Below are 17,848 nucleotides of genomic sequence, written 5' to 3' on the forward strand. Positions count from 1 at the left end.
GAATTCGCCATGCGAGCACGAACGATTCGCACCCTGGTGGCGTCGGCGAGCGCGTTCGGCGCGCTGGTCGTGCCCGTCACCGCGAACGCGGCCGCTGAGGACGCGGGCGTCATCAACGCCCGGGGCGTCAACGCCGCCGAGGACCCGACCGTTCGCGAGCTGCTGGAGAAGTGCGACAACGGCACCGACAGCTGCGTGTTCCACCCGGCCGGCGAGCCGGAGTACTTCACCGCGGACAGCAAGCAGGTCGGCGACCCGGTCTACAACTGCACCCCGGACGACCAGCGCCACAGCGTCACCTGGTCGGACACCACGTCGCAGAGCAACAGCGTCGGTTTGTCGATGACCACCGAGGCCGGCTTCGGCAAGGTCTTCGCCGTCACCTACGAGCAGACCTTCCAGCACACCTGGGAGGAGTCGCACACCGAGTCGCAGTCGACGTTCGTCGACACCGGCTCGCACCAGGTGGGCTGGGTCGAGCGGGCCGCCCAGATGCAGAAGGTGCGCGGCACCTACGAGCTGCACTTCGAGGACAAGTTCCACGACCACTACATCTGGTACGTCAACGACTTCGAGGCGACCGGCCCCGCCCAGGACTCTTCGACCGCGGTCAGCCAGCACTCCCGGGACATGACCCAGGAAGAAGTCGACGCCTGCCCGTAACCGCCCACCAGGCCTGACCGGATCACCCCCGTATTCAGGCCCCCGATTACGGCAGTAATCCGTCCCCCGAAAACGGCCGTAGTCCGGTCTCGGAACACGGCCGCAGTCCGGTCTCCCCGAAAACGGCCGTAGTCGGGTTCCTGAGTACGGCCGTAATCAGGTTCCCGATTACTGCGGTAATCCGGGTTCTGGGAGGGGTCGGGACGGGCGTGGTGCGGTTCTCGGGGGCGGGGGTTGTTCGGTTGGTCTTCAAGTTGATCGAGAGGAACTCGATGATGAAGCGCATCGCGGTGAGCTGCGTGTCGGCGATCGGGGCGGCTCTGCTGCTGGCCCCGCCCGCCACGGCGGCCGACGAGCCCACGGTTCGCGAGCTGCTGGAGAAGTGCGACAACGGCACCGACAGCTGCGTGTTCCACCCCGAGGGCGAGGTGGAGTACTACCAGAACAGTTCGGAGGCGGTCGGCTCGCCGGTGTTCAACTGCACCGACAAGGAGCAGATGATGAACGTCGCCTGGTCCGACAGCACCGCGGAGAGCAACAGCGTGGGGCTGTCGATGAGCACCAGCTTCGGCGAGGTGTTCAAGGTGACCTTCAAGGCCACGTACGGTCACGAGTGGCGGTCCGAGCACACCGAGTCGCAGACCACCTTCATCACCGTGCGTCCCGGTGAGGTCGGGCAGGTCTACCACGGCCCGAAGATGCAGAAGGCCAAGGGAACCTACGAGCTGCACTTCGAGGACAAGTTCTACGACCACTACATCTGGTACGTCAACGACTTCGAGGCCAGCGGCCCGGCCGACGACCAGGGCGGGACGGTCACCCAGTCCACCCGGGCGATGACCGAGGAAGAAAAGCAGGCCAACTGCGGTTGACCCCGATGTGATCGTCGATCTTCGACAACACCGCAGGTCAAGCTGGGAATAACGGCAACCGCGCCTGACAGGGCGCGGTTGCCGCTGCTTGGCGGCGATGTTGCGAAACGTTGATCGTCGTGAGGGTTCGGTCGCTGTCCGTATCCACCTCGCGGCCTGCTAAAGTCGCGCGGTAGTGCCGTGGGTGACCACGGCCTTGTCCATGGAGTTTCCCGCCGTGCCGGCTGGCGAAGCCGGCCGCTTGTTTTCCGGCCGGTTCCGACCGGTTCGCGTACAGGAGGTTCGCGTGCTCGGCGCCTTCCGCTCGGCTCTGGCAACGCCGGACCTGCGCCGCAAGATCCTGTTCACGCTGGGAATGGTGGTGCTGTACCGCCTCGGTGCGACGATTCCGTCGCCCGGGGTGTCGTACCCCAACATCCAGCAGTGCATCGAGCAGATTCAGGGCAGCGGCGCTCAGAGTGTCTACTCTCTTCTCACCCTCTTCAGCGGCGGTGCGCTGCTGCAGCTGTCGGTGCTGTCGCTGGGCATCATGCCCTACATCACGGCGAGCATCATCATCCAGCTGCTGCAGGTGGTCATCCCTCGCTTCGAGCAGCTGAAGAAGGAAGGCCAGTCCGGCCAGGCCAAGCTCACCCAGTACACCCGATACCTCACGATCGCCCTGGCGGTCCTGCAGGGCACCGGCATCGTCGCGCTCGCGGTGCGCGGGCAGCTGTTCCAGGGCTGCTCGGTCTCGCCGATCCCGGACGACTCGGTCCTGAACCTGATCACCATCGTGGTCGTCATGACCGCCGGTGCGGCCGTCCTGATGTGGATGGGCGAGCTGATCACCGAGCGCGGCATCGGCAACGGCATGTCGCTGCTGATCTTCGTCTCGATCGCCTCGCGGATCCCCGCTGAGGGCGGCAACATCCTGACCTCGCACGGCGGCCTGGTCTTCGCCATGGTCTGCCTGTTCGCGGTCGCGATCATCGCCACCGTGGTGTTCATCGAGCAGGCGCAGCGCCGGATCCCGGTGCAGTACGCCAAGCGCATGATCGGCCGCAGGATGTACGGCGGCACGTCCACGTACCTGCCGCTGAAGGTGAACCAGGCGGGTGTCATCCCGGTCATCTTCGGTTCGTCGCTGCTGTACCTGCCGCAGCTGATCGGTCAGCTGGCGGGCAACCAGGACAGCTGGTGGGCGCGCTTCCTGCAGACCTACATCGTCGATCCGGCCAGCTGGGTGCACATCCTGCTGTACATGCTGCTGATCATCTTCTTCGCCTACTTCTACGTGTCGATCACGTTCAACCCGGAAGAGCGGGCGGACGACATGAAGAAGTTCGGCGGGTTCATCCCCGGTATCCGCCCCGGTCGTCCGACTGCGGAGTACCTGAGCTTCGTGCTCTCCCGCATCACCCTGCCCGGCTCGCTGTACCTGGGCATCGTGGCGATCCTGCCGATGTTCTTCCTGGGCCTGACCGGTGGTCAGGGCCAGAACCAGAACTTCCCGTTCGGCGGCACCGCGGTGCTGATCATGGTCAACGTCGGTCTGGACACCGTGAAGCAGATCGAGAGCCAGCTCACGCAGCGCAAGTACGAGGGTTTCCTCAGGTAAGGTGGAGCGTCCGGGCGTGTGCTGCACACGGCCGGACCAGCGTGCTTGCCCTTGCGCGGACTTCCGCATGGGCGTGTTCGCCCGCCCCTCGTCAATGCGTAGGGTGGTTGGGATCGCAGCGCCGTCGGTACGGGGCGGTGCCGCGTAGCTCGTCAGCAGTTGGCGCGCGATGGTGAGGATTCGGAGGCAGACCCTTGGTGCGATTGGTTCTCGTCGGCCCGCCTGGTGCCGGTAAGGGTACCCAGGCGGCTGTGCTCAGCGAGAAGCTCGGTGTGCCGCACATCTCCACCGGAGATCTGTTCCGCGCGAACATCGGCAACTCCACGCCGCTCGGCCAGAAGGCCAAGAGCTACATGGACGCCGGTGAACTGGTGCCGGACGAGGTCACCAACGAGATGGTGCGCGACCGCCTCGGCGACGAGGACGCGGCCCAGGGCTTCCTGCTCGACGGCTACCCGCGCAACACCGCTCAGGCCGAGGTGCTCGGCGGCATCCTGGGCGAGAAGGACCTCGCGCTGACCGCGGTCGTGCAGTTCGACGTCCCGGAGGAGGAGCTGGTCAAGCGCATGCTGGCGCGCGGCCGCTCGGACGACACCGAGGACGTCATCCGCCGCCGCCTCGCGGTGTACCACGAGGAGACCGAACCGATCCTGGGCTACTACCAGGACAAGGTCATCAAGATCGACGCCATGGGCTCGATCGAGGAGATCACCGGCCGCGCTCTGGAAGCGCTGCGCAGCCACCAGTGAGCGTTCGCGCGGCCGGTCACCGATGGTGGCCGGCCGTCGCATTTCCCTCGCCGGGCGCGAACCGGCGTCGTCCAGCAATACTTCGAAGGTGAGTGCCTTGTTGCGTCGGGGTAAGGGCATCGAGCTCAAGTCGCGCGGTGAGATCGAGGCGATGCGAGCCGCCGGACTGGTCGTCGCGCGTGCGCTGGCGGCCGTCCGGGAGAAGGCCGTGCCGGGTGCGAGCACCGGCGAGCTGGACGCCATCGCCGAGCAGGTCATCCGCGACGCCGGTGCGGTTCCCTCGTTCAAGGGCTACCACGGCTTCCCCGGTTCGATCTGCGCTTCGCTGAACGAGAAGGTCGTGCACGGCATCCCGTCGGTGCGCGAGGTGCTCTCCGAGGGCGATCTGCTGTCGGTCGACTGCGGCGCGATCCTCGACGGCTGGCACGGCGACTCCGCCGTCACGCTGGCCATCGGTGAGATCAGCGACGCCGACCGCGCGCTGTCGGCCGCGACGGAGGCGTCCATGTGGGCGGGCATCGAGAAGGTGCGCGCCGGCAACCGCCTCACCGACATCTCGCACGCCGTGGAGACCGCCGCGGTGTCGGCGGCTGCGGCCGACGGCCACGACTACGGCATCATCGCCGAGTACGGCGGCCACGGCATCGGCACCCAGATGCACATGGAGCCGTTCCTGCCGAACCTCGGCAAGCCGGGCCGCGGGCCGAAGCTGCGGGTGGGCATGGCGCTGGCGGTCGAGCCGATGCTGACCGGCGGCACCGCCGAGACCGAGGAGCTCGACGACGCCTGGACCGTCGTCACCGCTGACGGCTCCCGTGCGGCCCACTGGGAGCACACGGTCGCCATCACCGAAGACGGTCCTTGGGTCCTCACGGCCCCGGAAGAGGCCTGAGCCCTCAGCCCTTGGGCCGGCGGCAGGCGTAGACGCGCGCTGGCGGCACGTTGCGCCAGACGGCGCTGCGGGGGAACACCTCGTCGAATGTGTCGTCGAGCGCGCCGATGAACTCCTTGGTCTGCGCGCGCCACAGCGTCGTCAGGTAGGTGACGGTGGTGAACACCCCGCCCGGGGTCATCACCGCGGCGGCCTCGTGCAGCAGTTCGCGCTGCTTGTCGCCGGGCAGCAGCGTCCACGGGATCGAGCTGATCACCGCATCCACCCTGTCCACGCCCGCGTCGGCGAGGAGTTTGCGCAGGTCGGAGGCGTCCCCGTGGATCACCTCCAGCCACGGCTTGGTGCGGTTGAGGTAGCGGACCAGCTGCGGATCGATCTCCACCGCCAGATGCCGCGACCCGGGTGCGACGCGCTCCCGGATGGGATCGCTGAGCGCCCCGGTGCCGGGGCCGAGCTCCAGCACCGTGCTGGGGCCGTGGCTGGGCACGACGTCGGCGACCGCGCGGGCCACGTGTTCCGAGGTCGGCAGCACCGCGCCGACCTTCGACGGGTTCTGGACGGCGCGGCCCACGAACATCAGGTACTCGCGTGACTTGCTCACGGCTCTCCTGCCCTCCCCGGGTTTGATGCCGCCCGACCGTAACCGGTCCGCAATCGGACCTCCACGTCGACCGAAAATCGGCCTTTCGCCTGGAAGTACCCGGTTGTCGGAATGCTCAGACCAGGGGACGGCGGCAGATGTAGTGCAGGATGGGCGGGAAGTTGCGCCACGTGGTGTGGGTGAGGACCTCGTCGAAGGTCTCGTGCAGCCGCTCGCGGAAGCGGCGCGCGTTGCGGGTGCGCTCGGCCGGGACGTAGGTCAGGGCCGTGAACGCGCCGTTGGGCGCGAGGACCTCGGCCGCCTGTTCGAGGATGTGGCCCTGGGCCTCGTCGTCGAGCAGCGACCACGGGATGCTGCTGACCACCGCGTCGACCCGGTCGATCCGGTGTTCGGCGAGCACCGACACCAGGTCCCCGGCGTCGCCGTGCACGACCTCCAGCCACGGCTTGTGCTCGCGCAGGTGCGCGACCATGTCGGCGCCGAGCTCGATGCCCAGGTGGCGGGCACCCGCGGGCAGGCGGGCGTGGATGCCGTCGGACAGCGATCCGGTCCCGGGGCCGAGCTCGACCACGACGGGGCTGCCGGTGCTGGGCACGACCTGCGCGACGGTGGCCGCCACGGCGGCTGAGGTGGGTGTGGCGGCGCCGACCATGTGCGGGTTGCGGACCGCGGTGCTGAAGAAGGTCCGGTATTCGGCGAGCTTGCCGGCCAACGCCTGCACCGTGCTGCCGGTGGGCTGCTGCTGCGCTGTCACGCTGCTCCTCGGGTGTTTCCGGGGTGGGCGCGCCTCGACACCGGTGTCGAGGGTTCGAGTATGTGGTCGAAAGTAGTGAGGGCCCGAAGATCGGCGCAAGCCGCCGCTGGCGGCGGATGCGGTGTGAGCAGCCCCGATGTGTGGTGCTCATCGGGCTGCGCGTACGATGGACTATCGGCGCACGAGTGGCGCCGGTTCGTTGTGCCCGGAGTGTCCGTCCGCGCGACTCTGCTCAAGAGTATCCGGATCGGGTGGTCATCGGTATTTCGAATCGGATCCCGCGTGTGTCGGTCATGCGTGCCGGGGCCTCCGGTTCGTGTGGCAGGGGCTTCGCCCCGCAAACCGTCACCGTCACGAAACGCGGAGGACATGGGCAAGAAGGACGGGGCCATTGAGGTCGAGGGTCGGGTGATCGAGCCGCTTCCCAACGCGATGTTCCGTGTCGAGTTGGAGAACGGCCACAAGGTCCTCGCACACATCAGTGGCAAGATGCGCCAGCACTACATTCGAATCCTCCCCGAGGACCGGGTTGTGGTGGAGCTCTCGCCTTACGACCTCTCCCGTGGGCGCATCGTCTACCGCTACAAGTGACCTCCACGGTGTCCGGGGAGACCTGGACACGCGTCCAACAGGAGAGCACGACCGTGAAGGTCCAGCCGAGTGTGAAGCGCATCTGCGACAAGTGCCAGGTCATTCGTCGTCACGGACGAGTCCTGGTGATCTGCGACAACGCCCGACACAAGCAGCGTCAGGGCTGACCGCAGACCACTGAGGTCGCAGCAAGCGAAACAGAGAAGAACTCCCACGACCTGTCGGCTCGCGAGTTGAGCCGGCTGACCTCCGGACCAGGCCGGGGCTCCGCACATCCCGTGCGGGGGCGGCGTGGGAGCAGACCTGGACTGACATAAGGAGAAGGAGCCGACATGGCACGGCTCGTTGGCGTCGACCTCCCGCGCGAAAAGCGCATGGAGATCGCGCTTACCTACATCTTCGGGATCGGCAAGACCCGGGCCAAGGAGATCCTCTCCGGCACCGGCGTCTCGGCCGACGCGAAGCCGCGTGACCTCGACGACGAGCAGCTGACCAAGCTGCGCGACTTCATCGAGGAGAACTACCGGGTCGAGGGTGACCTCCGCCGCGAGGTCCAGGCCGACATCCGCCGGAAGATCGAGATCGGCTGCTACGAGGGTGTGCGCCACCGTCGTCACCTGCCCCTCAACGGGCAGCGGACGAAGACCAACGCGCGTACCCGCAAGGGGCCGAAGAAGACGGTCGCCGGCAAGAAGAAGGCCGGGAAGAAGTAAGCCTCGCTAGGAGAAAGCTAAAGCTATGCCACCCAAGGCTCGCGCTGGCGCCGTCAAGAAGGTGCGGCGCAAGGAAAAGAAGAACGTTGCCCACGGGCAGGCTCACATCAAGAGCACGTTCAACAACACGATCGTTTCGATCACCGACCCCACCGGTGCGGTGATCAGCTGGGCCTCGGCCGGCCACGTTGGGTTCAAGGGCTCTCGCAAGTCCACCCCGTTCGCCGCGCAGATGGCCGCCGAGAACGCGGCCCGCAAGGCCGCCGAGCACGGCATGAAGAAGGTCGACGTCTTCGTCAAGGGTCCGGGTTCGGGCCGGGAGACGGCGATCCGCTCGCTGCAGGCCGCAGGCCTCGAGGTGGGCACCATCCAGGACGTGACCCCGCAGCCGCACAACGGCTGCCGCCCGCCGAAGCGTCGTCGGGTCTGAGCCGCGGGAAAGGAGTAAGGATCACCAATGGCTCGTTACACCGGTCCCGCGACCCGCAAGTCCCGTCGTCTCAAGGTTGACCTTGTCGGCGGAGACCAGGCATTCGAGCGTCGCCCGTACCCGCCGGGGCAGCACGGTCGCGCGCGCATCAAGGAAACCGAGTACCTGCTGCAGCTCCAGGAGAAGCAGAAGGCCCGGTTCACCTACGGCGTGCTCGAGCGTCAGTTCCGCGCGTACTACGAGGAAGCCAACCGCCGCCCGGGCAAGACGGGTGAGAACCTCCTGCAGCTGCTGGAGAGCCGGCTGGACAACGTCGTGTACCGCGCTGGTCTGGCTCGCACCCGCCGCATGGCGCGTCAGCTCGTCAGCCACGGTCACTTCCTGGTCAACGGCAAGAAGGTGAACGTCCCCAGCTTCCAGGTTTCGAAGTGGGACATCATCGACGTCAAGCCGAAGGCCCTGGGCACCACGCCGTTCCTGATCGCCAAGGAAACCCTCGGCGAGCGCCCGGTTCCGGCCTGGCTCCAGGTCGTGCCCTCGAACCTGCGCATCCTGGTGCACCAGCGCCCGGAGCGCGCGCAGATCGACACCCCGGTCACCGAGCAGCTCATCGTCGAGCTCTACTCGAAGTGACGCGTCCCGCCAGCGGCCTTCCAGAGGCGGCCGCCGGCGGTCCGCAACCAGCGGTGGCGGTGCAGGAATCCGTCGCCGGCCCGCGATTCTCTCGCGGGCATGCCGTTCCATCGGCGTCAAATAGCGGGCGCCGTGAGGAAAGGAATACGAAGTGCTCATCTCCCAGCGACCCACACTGTCCGAAGAGGCCGTGTCGGAGACCCGTTCCCGGTTCGTCATCGAGCCGCTGGAGCCGGGCTTCGGTTACACCCTGGGCAACTCGCTGCGTCGTACGCTGCTCTCCTCCATCCCGGGGGCGGCGGTCACCAGCCTGCGCATCGACGGTGTGCTGCACGAGTTCACCACGATTCCGGGTGTGAAGGAGGACGTCACCGACGTCATCCTGAACATCAAGGAGCTCGTCGTCTCCTCCGAGGAGGACGAGCCGGTCACCATGTACCTGCGCAAGCAGGGCCCGGGTGAGGTCACCGCCGCGGACATCGTCCCGCCGGCCGGTGTCACCGTGCACAACCCCGAGCTGCACATCGCCACGCTCAACGCGAAGGGCAAGCTGGAGATCGAGCTCGTCGTCGAGCGCGGTCGTGGCTACGTCCCCGCGATGCAGAACAAGCAGACCGGTGCTGAGATCGGCCGCATCCCGGTCGACTCGATCTACTCGCCGGTTCTGAAGGTGACCTACAAGGTCGAGGCCACTCGTGTCGAGCAGCGCACCGACTTCGACAAGCTGATCCTCGACGTCGAGAGCAAGCCGTCCATCACGCCCCGCGATGCGGTGGCGTCGGCCGGACGCACTCTCGTCGAGCTGTTCGGGCTCGCCCGCGAGCTCAACGTCGATGCCGAGGGCATCGAGATCGGCCCGTCGCCGGCGGAGGCCGACACCATCGCGGCCTACGCGATGCCGATCGAGGACCTGGACCTGACGGTTCGCTCTTACAACTGCCTCAAGCGGGAGGGCATCCACACCGTCGGCGAGCTGGTTTCGCGCAGCGAGGCCGACCTGCTGGACATTCGCAACTTCGGTGCGAAGTCCATCGACGAGGTCAAGATGAAGCTGGCCGGTCTGGGCTTGGCCCTCAAGGACAGCCCGCCCGGGTTCGACCCGTCCGCAGCTGCGGCCGAGTACCCCGCGGAGAGCTGGACCGCCGAGGACGAGGTCATCGTTGGCTCGGCGGGTCCCGTCGAGGACAACGGCTACGACGACGGTCAGGACTACGCGGAGACAGAGCAGCTGTAGCTGTGTTGCGCGTCCGGGGTTCACCGGCGCGCCCTCGAGAGGAGCAACCGATGCCCACCCCGACCAAGGGTCCGCGTCTCGGCGGGTCCCCGTCGCACGAGCGGCTCATCCTGGCCAACCTGGCCACCTCGCTGTTCGAGCACGGTCGGATCACCACCACCGAGGCGAAGGCGAAGCGGCTGCGGCCGATCGCCGAGCGGCTCATCACCAAGGCCAAGAAGGGCGACCTGCACAACCGTCGCGAGGTCATGAAGACCATCCGCGACAAGGACGTCGTGCACAAGCTCTTCGCCGAGATCGGCCCGTTCTTCGCCGACCGCAACGGCGGTTACACCCGCATCATCAAGACGATGCCGCGCAAGGGTGACAACGCGAAGATGGCCGTGATCGCGCTGGTTGCGGAGAAGACCGCCACCGCCGAGGCCGAGGCCGCCCGCGGCACCAAGTTCGCCGCTGACGAGCCGAAGGCCGAGGAGCCCAAGGCCGAAGAGACCGTGGAAACCACCGAGTCCGCTGAGGCTCAGGTGGAGACCACTGAGGACACCTCCGCCGAGAAGAAGGACGAGTCCTGATTCTGGCCGGTGATGCTGTGAGCGAGCCCGCTGTTCCCGCTGGGGACGGCGGGCTCGTTCGCGTGCGCCTCGACCTGTCCTACGACGGCACGGACTTCAAGGGCTGGGCCAAGCAGCCGGGCCTGCGCACCGTGCAGGGGCTGGTGGAGGACGCGCTCGCCAAGCAGCCCCCGGGTCGTGAGGTGCCCAAGTCCGTCGTGGTCGCCGGTCGCACGGACACCGGTGTGCACGCGACGGGTCAGGTGCTGCACTTCGACGTCGTCCCGCTGGATCCCGAGGCGCCCGGTCGCCTGGCGGTCGATTCGAGCGGGATCCCGGACCTGACGCGCATGGTCCACCGGTGGAACCGGATCCTCCCGCCGGACGTGCGGGTCCTCGGCGCCCAGGTGGTCCCTCCGGAGTTCGACGCCCGCTTCTCGGCGCTGCGGCGCCACTACCGCTACCAGGTCTCGGACGCCCCGTGGGGCGCCGATCCGCTGCGGCGCAAGGACACCCTGGCCTGGAACCGTCCGCTGGACGTGGACGCGCTGAACGAGGCGTCCCGAGAACTCCTGGGCCTCAACGATTTCGCGGCCTACTGCAAGCCACGGGAAGGGGCGACGACGATCCGCGAGCTCCAGCGCTTCACCTGGAACCGCGTGGAGGACAACCTCATCGTCGCCGACGTCTCGGCCGACGCCTTCTGCCACTCCATGGTCCGCAGCCTCGTCGGCACCCTCCTGATGACCGGCGACGGCCGCCGCGCGGAGTCCCACCCGGCGGACCTCCTGGCGGCGCAGACCCGCACCACGGCGGTGGCCCCACCCCACGGCCTCACCCTCCGCGCCATCGACTACCCCGCGAACTCAGAACTCGCGGCGCGGAAGCACCAAACCCGAGCGACCAGAACCCTCCCCTGACTCCGAGACGGCCACCCTCCAGAGCACTCCCGTTCGAATTTCGCGCGAAATTCGAACGCCACGCGCGACGCTCGAATTTCGCGCGAAATTCGAATCGTCGTCTCACGGTCCCATGCCGAGGGCGCTCTTGACTGCGGTGACCACCGCGCTCGGGTCCCCGTACAGGTCGTCTCGGGTGACGACGATGATGGTCCAGCCGCACTCGCGGAGTCGTTGCCGCCGCGCTTCGTCCTTCGCCCGCTGCTCGGGTTTGGCGTGCCAGTTCCCGTCGTACTCGACAGCGACCTTCTCCTCCTCGAAGGCGAGGTCGAGTCGTGCGACGAATCTGCCCAGCAGGTCGAACACCTCCACTTGTGGCACCGGGCTCAGCCCTGCCTGGACCAGCTCCACCCGGAGCATCGACTCGGGGATCGACTCGGCGCGCGCGTCCACCAGCGCCAACGCGCGCAGGGCCTTGCGGTAGCCGTAGTAGTGCCGTTTGGCGAGGAAGTTGTGCAATGACGTCTCGTCGATGAGCCTGGCGCGCAGCATGGCGTCGCAGTTGGCCACGGCGAAGCGGACCGTGTGCCTGGCGAGCACGTCGAAAGCAGCACGGGTCATCCGGGCGATGTTGATGCCCTGCCAGGGAACGTATTCGTCCTCGTTGCTCTTGCGCGCCCACGCGCGGATCCCGGCTCGGCGGTTCATGTACTTGTGGTCGCTGACCAGCACCTCGACGTCGTCCTTCGGCCCGGCGAGGTCCGCGCCGAGCAGGGTTGCCGCGGACCGGCCGGTGATCACCGCGTCGGGTGGCAACGTCATCGCCGCGGCGAGGCATCGGAGTGCGTGGGTGATGGGTGCATCACGGACGGTGTAGATCCCTTGCAGCACGCGGACGCAGTACGCGGCCAGCTTGTAGTCGGAAACTCCCTGTTCCTGCGCCTGAGCGCGAGTGAACAGCGGTGGGTAACGGCGGCGGTCGAAGCTGAGAGCAGTGATGTCCATGAAGCACAGAGTGACCACGAAACCTGGGCTCTAGCACTGAGAAGAGCAATATCCGTGGACAACATGGCGACCTGTGCACAACTCGGAGTCACCGTCTGGGTGGCTATTCGAATTTCGCGCGAAATTTGAACGCTACGCGCGCGACTCGAATTTCGCGCGAAATTCGAATCCCAGCTCGGGACGTGACCTGGTGCGGGGCGGCTTGAGGGGGAAAGAAGGAGCCCGCGGACCGGGTCCGGGGGCTCCTTCATCGTTCAGCGCGGAGGTCAGTCGCCTCGGCGGATGGGGCCGAGGATCTCCTTCTCCTTCTGGTTGGTCACCAGGCGGATCATCGTCCAGGTCATGTTGCCCAGCGCGATGAGCTGGTCGTCCTGCAGCTGCGTGAGCGGCTGCACCTGGTGGTTGCGCAGGCTCCAGATGCGCTGGGCGAGCTGGGCCTGGTTGAGCGGCAGGCGCTGCAGCAGGACCAGGTCCGCGGTGTTGGCCGCGGTGCCGCTGCTGACCTGCGGGTGCAGGTACGGCAGCACGTACATGGTCGTCTGCCACGGCGCGCGCGGCGGGAACAGCTCCTGCGGAACGGCGCCGCCGTCGTGGATGACCAGCAGCGGGGTGTCCTCGGAGGACCGCGGCAGGTCGAACGGGGCGAGCCGGCGGATCTGCACCAGCGGAACGGGCTTGCCGTCCGGGGTTTCACCGGCGGCGCGCTCCAGCATCTTCCACGCGGCGGGACGTCCGGTCGCGACGATCACCCACGCGCCGGTCGCCATGGCCCGCAGCGCGAGCTGGCGGGCCAGGTAGAGACCGCCGACGGTGACCATGCGGGTCGGCATCGAGCGCAGGATCGACGCCGCCTGGGCCTCGCCCTGCGGGTCGGATCCGATGATCACGCCACCGCGGTCGCCGGACGGGCTGATGGCGTCCAGCGTCTCGGGTGTGACGAGGAACTCCGGTGCGACGCCCTGGCTTCCGGGAACGTCGATCGTCCTGCTTCGGCTCATGCCGCACCTCCGAGCGGCAGCGTCGCTGCGTAACCGGCCAGCTGCGAACCGCGCAGCGGCGTGAGGGTCAACCCGAGTCGGTTGCTGATCGCCTTCAACCGCGCGTCGGCGGTGTCCAGCTCGGCGGGGGTGCGGGCCGAGACCCGCACCAGACCGCGCAGACCGACCTCGTTCTCCTCACCGACCGGCGAGACCGACAGGGCGATGCTGGTGGACAGCGCCCGGATGCCGGTGAGCGCGTTGAGGCTGTCGTTCATCTGGTTCGGCCACGAGGTGATGGCGTAGCTGGAGTGGCCGACGCCACCCGCGGTGACGCCGTCCCAGCGCTCCTTGAGACCCACGGGCCGCTGCGAACCGAGCACGCTGTGGAGCTCGGCGGAGGAGATGCCCGCCTGCAGCAGCTCGTCGGGGTCCAGCGGGCGAGCCGGAATTCCGCGCTGCTCCAAGGAGGAACGCACGCGGGACAAGGCGCCGATCAGCGCGCGCTGGGCGCCGAGCACACCGCCGCCGCGCTCGCCGATGGCCTTCGCGCACCGCTGCGGGTCGAGCCGCACGGCGATCCAGGTGGTGCGGCGGGCCGCGGCGGGAAGCCGGCCCAGCACCTCCAGGTAGGAGTTCAGCGCCGGGGAGTTCGACGGCAGGGCCGCGCTTCCCGGGTAGCAGTGCCAGATGACCTGGATCGCGTCGAGCACCACGCCGCGGTCCTCGAGGCACGGCACGAGAACGCCCAGCGGCAGGTTCGGCGCGTTGTCCACGGGGTTGAGCAGCGAGGGGGTCGGCTCGACCATCAGCACCGCGGTCCACTTGCCGTTGTGCCAGGACATTCCGACCGGGTTCCGGTCGTGGTCCTGGGTGCGGGCGATCACGAGGTCTTCGACGACCAAGCGCAGCAGGGCGACCCGGTGGTTCTCGTCCGGGCCGATGATGCCGTCGCCGTCCTTGTCCTCAGCGGGTTCGGCGATGTCGACGTTCGCCGGCTGCGAGGCGCGGGTGTGGTTGCGGCTGCGGTATTCGAGCACCAGCCCGAACCACTGCGTGAACCACCGGCCGCGACGGCGAAGCAGCGCGATGATCAAGGCCAGCAAGGCGATTCCGCCCGCGATGGACCACATGACGGGGTCTCGCGGGTTGATCAAGAAGACGCCGGCGCCGATCCCCAGGCCGACTTCGATGAGCACGATGTTGGCCGCCGGGATCCCGGCGAGCGTCACGCCGTTGATCCGCCGACGGCGCGCGCGAATCCGGGCGCGGGTCGGGCTGACGGCCCCGGGAGCCTTCGGCTGGGCCGGATGTTGTGTGGGCACGGACATCCGTTCGGTCTCTCCCCCTCGCAGGTAGGTGCGGCGGACGCGTTCGTCGGAGTTGAGCCGCGTGCAGAGAATACTGACGGAGTCCGCCGAACCGCACCCATTCGGTATATCTCAGCGACTATCCTGCGAAACCGTACCTCGGACGGGAGAGCTGTAGGCGAAGAATGGCATCAACACCCACAACGAAGTCACAGGTTCAGGCCTATCGGTTCGTGCTTCGCCGCATGGAGTCGGCGCTGGTGCGGAAAGACGCGGTGATGCTCCACGATCCGATGGGCTCGCACAAGCGGGCCACGGTCGCGGGTGCGGTGCTGGCGGCCGTCGGCGTAGTCGGGTTCCTCGTCTGGGGCCTGTTCGGCGGCAAGGGCACGGTTCCCGAACCAGGGAACATCGTCGTCGCGAAGGAGAGCGGCAGCGTTTTCGTCGTCACCTCTGATGACAAGGCGCAGAAGCGGCTGATCCCGATGCTCAACATGGCATCGGCGAAGCTTCTGGTGATGCAGCAGGGCGGTAAGCAGGGCAGCGGTGCGGTGCCGACGACCACGGTCAAGGAAGCGGCGCTGGCGGACTTCCCGCGCGGCCCGCTGACCGGCATGGTCAACGCCCCGACCTACGTGCCGAGCGCGGACAACCCGGCGGAACCGTCGTGGGCGATCTGCGATGTCGGCCAGGTGCAGGGGAATCTGAGCTCCTCGCGCGTGGAAGCGGCCACGAAGGTCGAGACGACCGTCATCGGCGGTGACGGCAACCACGGCGTCGAGCTGGACCCGAGGCAGTCGCTGTTCGTCAAGGACCAGAGCTCGGGCGACGAGTACCTCGTCTACCGGGTCGGCCGCGACGACAACACGCACGCGGTGAAGTCGAAGATCGCCAAGAGCGAGACCGTCGTTCGCGACGTCTTCGGCCTCAACGGCGTGACCCCGCGCACGATCAGCACCAACACGCTCAACGCGATCCCGAGCGTCCCGGAGCTGTCGGTTCCGGAGATCGACGGTGCAGGACAGCCCGCCTCGTACCTGAACCGCTACAAGGTCGGTGACGTGGTCAAGCGCAGCGTTCCCGGTGAGCCGGAGCAGTTCTTCGTGCTGCTGCAGGACGGCAAGCAGGAGCTGAGCGCCGAAGGTGCGGCCGCCGTGCTGCACGCGGGCAAGGTCTCCAGCCGCGAGATCCCGAACGTCACCGGTGCCATCACCGATGCTCAGCGGACGGAGAACCCGCTGAACCTCGACTACTTCCCGATGTCGGTGCCGAAGCCGGTTTCCTTCCAGCAGGCCGACACGTCCTGCCTGAGCTGGAAGAACGTCGGCGGGGCGCAGGTGATCACGGTCACGCTGAACAAGGGCACCCCGGCGGTCAAGCCGGCGGTGAAGCTGGCCCAGTTCGACGGTTCGGGCCCGCAGGTCGACTACTACTACGGCGCGGCGGGCAAGGCGGCCGTCGTCCGCGGCACGTCCAACGAGGCCGGTGCCGAGAGCGGCCCGATCTTCCTGGTCTCCGACCAGGGCGTGCAGTACGGCGTCAAGGACCTCGCCACCGCGCAGGGTCTGGGCGTCGCCAAGAGCGCCGGTGACATCAAGGCGGGTCCGTCGTGGCTGATGCGGAGCCTTCCGCGCGGCGACTTCCTCGACCCGGCCGCCGCCAGCGTCACCTACGACTCGGTCCCGGTCCTGCCGGGCGGTGTGAACCGCCCCGCCCCGAAGCCGCAGGCCGGAGGAGCCGCCGGAGGCTGATTCGCGCGGGTGAGGTGGGGAGTTTCAGCGAAAACCCCTCGCCTCGCCCGGGAACCGAACCGCCTGTGTCGAACGTCCGAGGGAACGAGCGAACCGCCCGCAGCCACGGTGAGCTGCGGGCGGTTTGTCTTGGAAGCGAGATCCGATCTTGGAGGTGGGCGGATGTCGGGGATCAGGATCGACATCGAGTGGCTGTCGACCCACGCGCGGCAGGTGACGCAAGCCGGTGAGGACATCACCACCGGCCGGGCGAAGCTGGCGGAGGTGGAGCTCACCGGTGCGTCCTTCGGCGAGATCGGCCGGGAATCCGGTGCGCCCGAGGCGTATCAGCAGCTGTGCGAGCAGCTGCTCGACCGGCACCGCAAGGCCGCCGAGACGCTGACCAGCGCGGGCGACGCGCTGCGCGAGGTGGTCGACCACCACTCCGTCGGCGACGACGACAGCGCTGTTGACCTGCGCAGACAGGAGGCGTGACGATGTCGACCGAGCACCAGCACTACCTCGCGGGCATCGCCGAGGAGCTCGACGTCCCGTACTTCTCGTCCACCGCCATCGACGAACTCGTGGGCAGGCCGGCGGATTTCCGCGCGGCGGCCCAGGTGTGGCGCGAGGCCGCCGAGGTCGTCGAGCAGTCCACCGGTGACGTCGACGGCGAGCTGGGCGGGATCGACACGGCCTGGCAGGGCGCGGACGCGGAGGCGTTCGTCGCGCACGTCCGCGACGCCGGGCTGGCGGGCAAGGACCTCGCCGATGCGATGACGGGGCTCGCCGACGCCCTGGAGCACACCGCGGAGGGCGTCGGTGCGCAGGAACGACGCCTGAACGAGCTGGTCGCCAGGACCGCCGACGACGTCAGGGCCGCCATGACCGCCGCCGACGCGGAGCGCGCCCGCAAGCACCTGGCGGACCTCGCCGAACCCGCCCGCGAGCTCCTGGAGTCCATCGCGGACTACTACATGGCCTTCACCCGGCTCTGCGACGACATGGCCGGAGTCGCGACCCGCGAACCCGGCCGCTGGGAGGCTCAGGCCCCGGCCGAGGTCTCCGCTGGAACTCCGGCCGTCCCGGGGATTTCCGACGTCGCGGGGACCACGCAGCCCGCGGGGACCACTGCGGCCTCGGCGGAGTCCGAGGAGGAGGACCAGCCCGGTGCCGGTGCCGCTGCGGGCGGCATCGCCGCAGGCGCGGCCGTGGGTGCGGCAGGCGTGGGCATGGGCATGATGCCGATGGGCATGATGGGCGGAATGATGGGTCAGCGGGGCGGCGGCAACCAGGAGCGCCAGAACTCCTCCCGCCTCAAGTCCAACCCGGACGACCTCTTCGGCGCCCAACCGGACGTGCCCCCGGCAGTTTTCGGCGAGCCGGCGAAGTCCCAGCAGCCCCAGTCGGATCAGAAACCCCAGGAGCCGCAGGCGACGCCGGGGAAGCTGGACCTGCCCTCGACCCTGCAACCGGCACCGCCGAAGCCCTCGATCGACGAGGTCCTGGCCCCCAAGGCGGAAGCCAAGCCGAAGCCGGAGACGGGCACCGCGGGCGTCGGCGACGCCCCACCCCCGAAACCCCGAGGCTGATCCGCTCCGCGCTCGCGAGGGCCACGGGCGGTTCTGGTCCGAACTGACCAGG

At 68.1% G+C, this 17,848-nt stretch carries 21 protein-coding genes; 16 read left to right on the forward strand and 5 right to left on the reverse strand.

All coding sequences use genetic code 11. The annotated features are described in order from the left end of the window. Nucleotides 1–9 precede the first annotated feature (9 nt). The 5 genes from E1181_RS11395 to map all read left to right on the forward strand — a co-directional run bounded on the left by E1181_RS11395 (nucleotide 10) and on the right by map (nucleotide 4,776). The gene (locus E1181_RS11395) at nucleotides 10–663 is read left to right on the forward strand and encodes a hypothetical protein (RefSeq protein ID WP_132673947.1); all 654 of its coding nucleotides are present in this window, start codon (nucleotides 10–12) and stop codon (nucleotides 661–663) included. 272 nt (nucleotides 664–935) lie between these two features. Beyond that, the gene (locus E1181_RS11400; protein WP_132673948.1) at nucleotides 936–1,535 is read left to right on the forward strand and encodes a hypothetical protein; all 600 of its coding nucleotides are present in this window, start codon (nucleotides 936–938) and stop codon (nucleotides 1,533–1,535) included. 286 nt (nucleotides 1,536–1,821) lie between these two features. Next, a complete protein-coding gene (gene secY / locus E1181_RS11405) occupies nucleotides 1,822–3,135 on the forward strand; it encodes a preprotein translocase subunit SecY (protein WP_132624410.1) in 1,314 nt (437 codons plus the stop codon). 194 nt (nucleotides 3,136–3,329) lie between these two features. Beyond that, nucleotides 3,330–3,884: an adenylate kinase gene (locus E1181_RS11410; protein ID WP_132673949.1), complete on the forward strand. Its 555-nt coding sequence runs from the start codon at nucleotides 3,330–3,332 to the stop codon at nucleotides 3,882–3,884. A gap of 97 nt (nucleotides 3,885–3,981) precedes the next feature. Then, nucleotides 3,982–4,776: a type I methionyl aminopeptidase gene (gene map / locus E1181_RS11415; RefSeq protein WP_132673950.1), complete on the forward strand. Its 795-nt coding sequence runs from the start codon at nucleotides 3,982–3,984 to the stop codon at nucleotides 4,774–4,776. Between the two features lie 4 nt (nucleotides 4,777–4,780). Here map and E1181_RS11420 read toward each other — a convergent pair whose 3' ends face one another. After that, a complete protein-coding gene (locus tag E1181_RS11420; protein ID WP_235876685.1) occupies nucleotides 4,781–5,377 on the reverse strand; it encodes a class I SAM-dependent methyltransferase in 597 nt (198 codons plus the stop codon). A gap of 115 nt (nucleotides 5,378–5,492) precedes the next feature. Continuing rightward, nucleotides 5,493–6,131 (reverse strand): class I SAM-dependent methyltransferase, encoded by a 639-nt coding sequence (locus E1181_RS11425; protein WP_328590876.1) that lies wholly within the window; start codon nucleotides 6,129–6,131, stop codon nucleotides 5,493–5,495. Between the two features lie 369 nt (nucleotides 6,132–6,500). Between E1181_RS11425 and infA the strand changes: the two genes are divergently transcribed. The 8 genes from infA (at nucleotide 6,501) to truA (ending at nucleotide 11,203) form a co-directional block, all read left to right on the forward strand. Continuing rightward, the gene (infA, locus tag E1181_RS11430; protein ID WP_009948665.1) at nucleotides 6,501–6,722 is read left to right on the forward strand and encodes a translation initiation factor IF-1; all 222 of its coding nucleotides are present in this window, start codon (nucleotides 6,501–6,503) and stop codon (nucleotides 6,720–6,722) included. Nucleotides 6,723–6,775: 53 nt separating this feature from the next. After that, entirely contained in the window at nucleotides 6,776–6,889 is a 114-nt protein-coding gene (rpmJ, locus tag E1181_RS11435) for a 50S ribosomal protein L36 (RefSeq protein ID WP_010315372.1), read from the forward strand. A 165-nt stretch (nucleotides 6,890–7,054) separates the two neighbouring features. After that, the gene (rpsM, locus tag E1181_RS11440; protein WP_093414155.1) at nucleotides 7,055–7,435 is read left to right on the forward strand and encodes a 30S ribosomal protein S13; all 381 of its coding nucleotides are present in this window, start codon (nucleotides 7,055–7,057) and stop codon (nucleotides 7,433–7,435) included. Nucleotides 7,436–7,460: 25 nt separating this feature from the next. After that, on the forward strand, nucleotides 7,461–7,865 hold the full coding sequence (rpsK, locus tag E1181_RS11445) for a 30S ribosomal protein S11 (protein ID WP_093414154.1): 405 nt from the start codon (nucleotides 7,461–7,463) through the stop codon (nucleotides 7,863–7,865). A gap of 27 nt (nucleotides 7,866–7,892) precedes the next feature. Then, on the forward strand, nucleotides 7,893–8,498 hold the full coding sequence (rpsD, locus tag E1181_RS11450; protein ID WP_132624414.1) for a 30S ribosomal protein S4: 606 nt from the start codon (nucleotides 7,893–7,895) through the stop codon (nucleotides 8,496–8,498). Between the two features lie 151 nt (nucleotides 8,499–8,649). Continuing rightward, nucleotides 8,650–9,732, forward strand: coding sequence for a DNA-directed RNA polymerase subunit alpha (locus tag E1181_RS11455; protein ID WP_132624416.1), 1,083 nt, complete (start codon nucleotides 8,650–8,652; stop codon nucleotides 9,730–9,732). A 50-nt stretch (nucleotides 9,733–9,782) separates the two neighbouring features. Continuing rightward, on the forward strand, nucleotides 9,783–10,304 hold the full coding sequence (rplQ, locus tag E1181_RS11460; protein ID WP_132673951.1) for a 50S ribosomal protein L17: 522 nt from the start codon (nucleotides 9,783–9,785) through the stop codon (nucleotides 10,302–10,304). Between the two features lie 17 nt (nucleotides 10,305–10,321). Further along, entirely contained in the window at nucleotides 10,322–11,203 is an 882-nt protein-coding gene (truA, locus tag E1181_RS11465; RefSeq protein WP_132673952.1) for a tRNA pseudouridine(38-40) synthase TruA, read from the forward strand. A gap of 102 nt (nucleotides 11,204–11,305) precedes the next feature. Here the strand turns inward: truA and E1181_RS11470 are convergent, their stop codons facing one another. The 3 genes from E1181_RS11470 to eccE all read right to left on the reverse strand — a co-directional run bounded on the left by E1181_RS11470 (nucleotide 11,306) and on the right by eccE (nucleotide 14,495). Continuing rightward, on the reverse strand, nucleotides 11,306–12,187 hold the full coding sequence (locus tag E1181_RS11470; RefSeq protein WP_132673953.1) for a DUF559 domain-containing protein: 882 nt from the start codon (nucleotides 12,185–12,187) through the stop codon (nucleotides 11,306–11,308). A 266-nt stretch (nucleotides 12,188–12,453) separates the two neighbouring features. Beyond that, a complete protein-coding gene (locus tag E1181_RS11475) occupies nucleotides 12,454–13,185 on the reverse strand; it encodes a hypothetical protein (RefSeq protein ID WP_132673954.1) in 732 nt (243 codons plus the stop codon). Then, complete coding sequence (gene eccE / locus E1181_RS11480; protein ID WP_132673955.1) at nucleotides 13,182–14,495, reverse strand: type VII secretion protein EccE; 1,314 nt, start codon at nucleotides 14,493–14,495, stop codon at nucleotides 13,182–13,184. Before eccE ends, E1181_RS11475 begins: the two co-directional genes overlap by 4 nt. 164 nt (nucleotides 14,496–14,659) lie before the next feature. Between eccE and eccB the strand changes: the two genes are divergently transcribed. The 3 genes from eccB to E1181_RS11495 all read left to right on the forward strand — a co-directional run bounded on the left by eccB (nucleotide 14,660) and on the right by E1181_RS11495 (nucleotide 17,796). Further along, nucleotides 14,660–16,225 (forward strand): type VII secretion protein EccB, encoded by a 1,566-nt coding sequence (gene eccB, locus E1181_RS11485; RefSeq protein ID WP_132673956.1) that lies wholly within the window; start codon nucleotides 14,660–14,662, stop codon nucleotides 16,223–16,225. A 162-nt stretch (nucleotides 16,226–16,387) separates the two neighbouring features. Continuing rightward, nucleotides 16,388–16,699, forward strand: coding sequence for a hypothetical protein (locus E1181_RS11490; RefSeq protein WP_132673957.1), 312 nt, complete (start codon nucleotides 16,388–16,390; stop codon nucleotides 16,697–16,699). Nucleotides 16,700–16,701: 2 nt separating this feature from the next. Further along, entirely contained in the window at nucleotides 16,702–17,796 is a 1,095-nt protein-coding gene (locus E1181_RS11495; RefSeq protein ID WP_132673958.1) for a WXG100 family type VII secretion target, read from the forward strand. The last annotated feature ends 52 nt before the right edge of the window (nucleotides 17,797–17,848 follow it).

It is taken from the genome of Saccharopolyspora terrae, assembly GCF_004348435.1.
Lineage (GTDB): Bacteria > Actinomycetota > Actinomycetes > Mycobacteriales > Pseudonocardiaceae > Saccharopolyspora > Saccharopolyspora endophytica.

What these genes read in the sequence shown, in the direction of transcription:
- rpsK (WP_093414154.1), top strand. Translation starts at nt 7,461, where the DNA reads ATGCCACCCAAGGCTCGCGCTGGCGCCGTCAAGAAGGTGCGGCGCAAG.
- rpsD (WP_132624414.1), top strand. Translation starts at nt 7,893, where the DNA reads ATGGCTCGTTACACCGGTCCCGCGACCCGCAAGTCCCGTCGTCTCAAG.
- E1181_RS11490 (WP_132673957.1), top strand. Translation starts at nt 16,388, where the DNA reads ATGTCGGGGATCAGGATCGACATCGAGTGGCTGTCGACCCACGCGCGG.
- rpsM (WP_093414155.1), top strand. Translation starts at nt 7,055, where the DNA reads ATGGCACGGCTCGTTGGCGTCGACCTCCCGCGCGAAAAGCGCATGGAG.
- E1181_RS11400 (WP_132673948.1), top strand. Translation starts at nt 936, where the DNA reads ATGATGAAGCGCATCGCGGTGAGCTGCGTGTCGGCGATCGGGGCGGCT.
- infA (WP_009948665.1), top strand. Translation starts at nt 6,501, where the DNA reads ATGGGCAAGAAGGACGGGGCCATTGAGGTCGAGGGTCGGGTGATCGAG.
- rplQ (WP_132673951.1), top strand. Translation starts at nt 9,783, where the DNA reads ATGCCCACCCCGACCAAGGGTCCGCGTCTCGGCGGGTCCCCGTCGCAC.
- E1181_RS11395 (WP_132673947.1), top strand. Translation starts at nt 10, where the DNA reads ATGCGAGCACGAACGATTCGCACCCTGGTGGCGTCGGCGAGCGCGTTC.
- E1181_RS11475 (WP_132673954.1), bottom strand. Translation starts at nt 13,185, where the DNA reads ATGAGCCGAAGCAGGACGATCGACGTTCCCGGAAGCCAGGGCGTCGCA.
- eccB (WP_132673956.1), top strand. Translation starts at nt 14,660, where the DNA reads ATGGCATCAACACCCACAACGAAGTCACAGGTTCAGGCCTATCGGTTC.
- E1181_RS11495 (WP_132673958.1), top strand. Translation starts at nt 16,702, where the DNA reads ATGTCGACCGAGCACCAGCACTACCTCGCGGGCATCGCCGAGGAGCTC.
- E1181_RS11470 (WP_132673953.1), bottom strand. Translation starts at nt 12,187, where the DNA reads ATGGACATCACTGCTCTCAGCTTCGACCGCCGCCGTTACCCACCGCTG.
- eccE (WP_132673955.1), bottom strand. Translation starts at nt 14,495, where the DNA reads ATGTCCGTGCCCACACAACATCCGGCCCAGCCGAAGGCTCCCGGGGCC.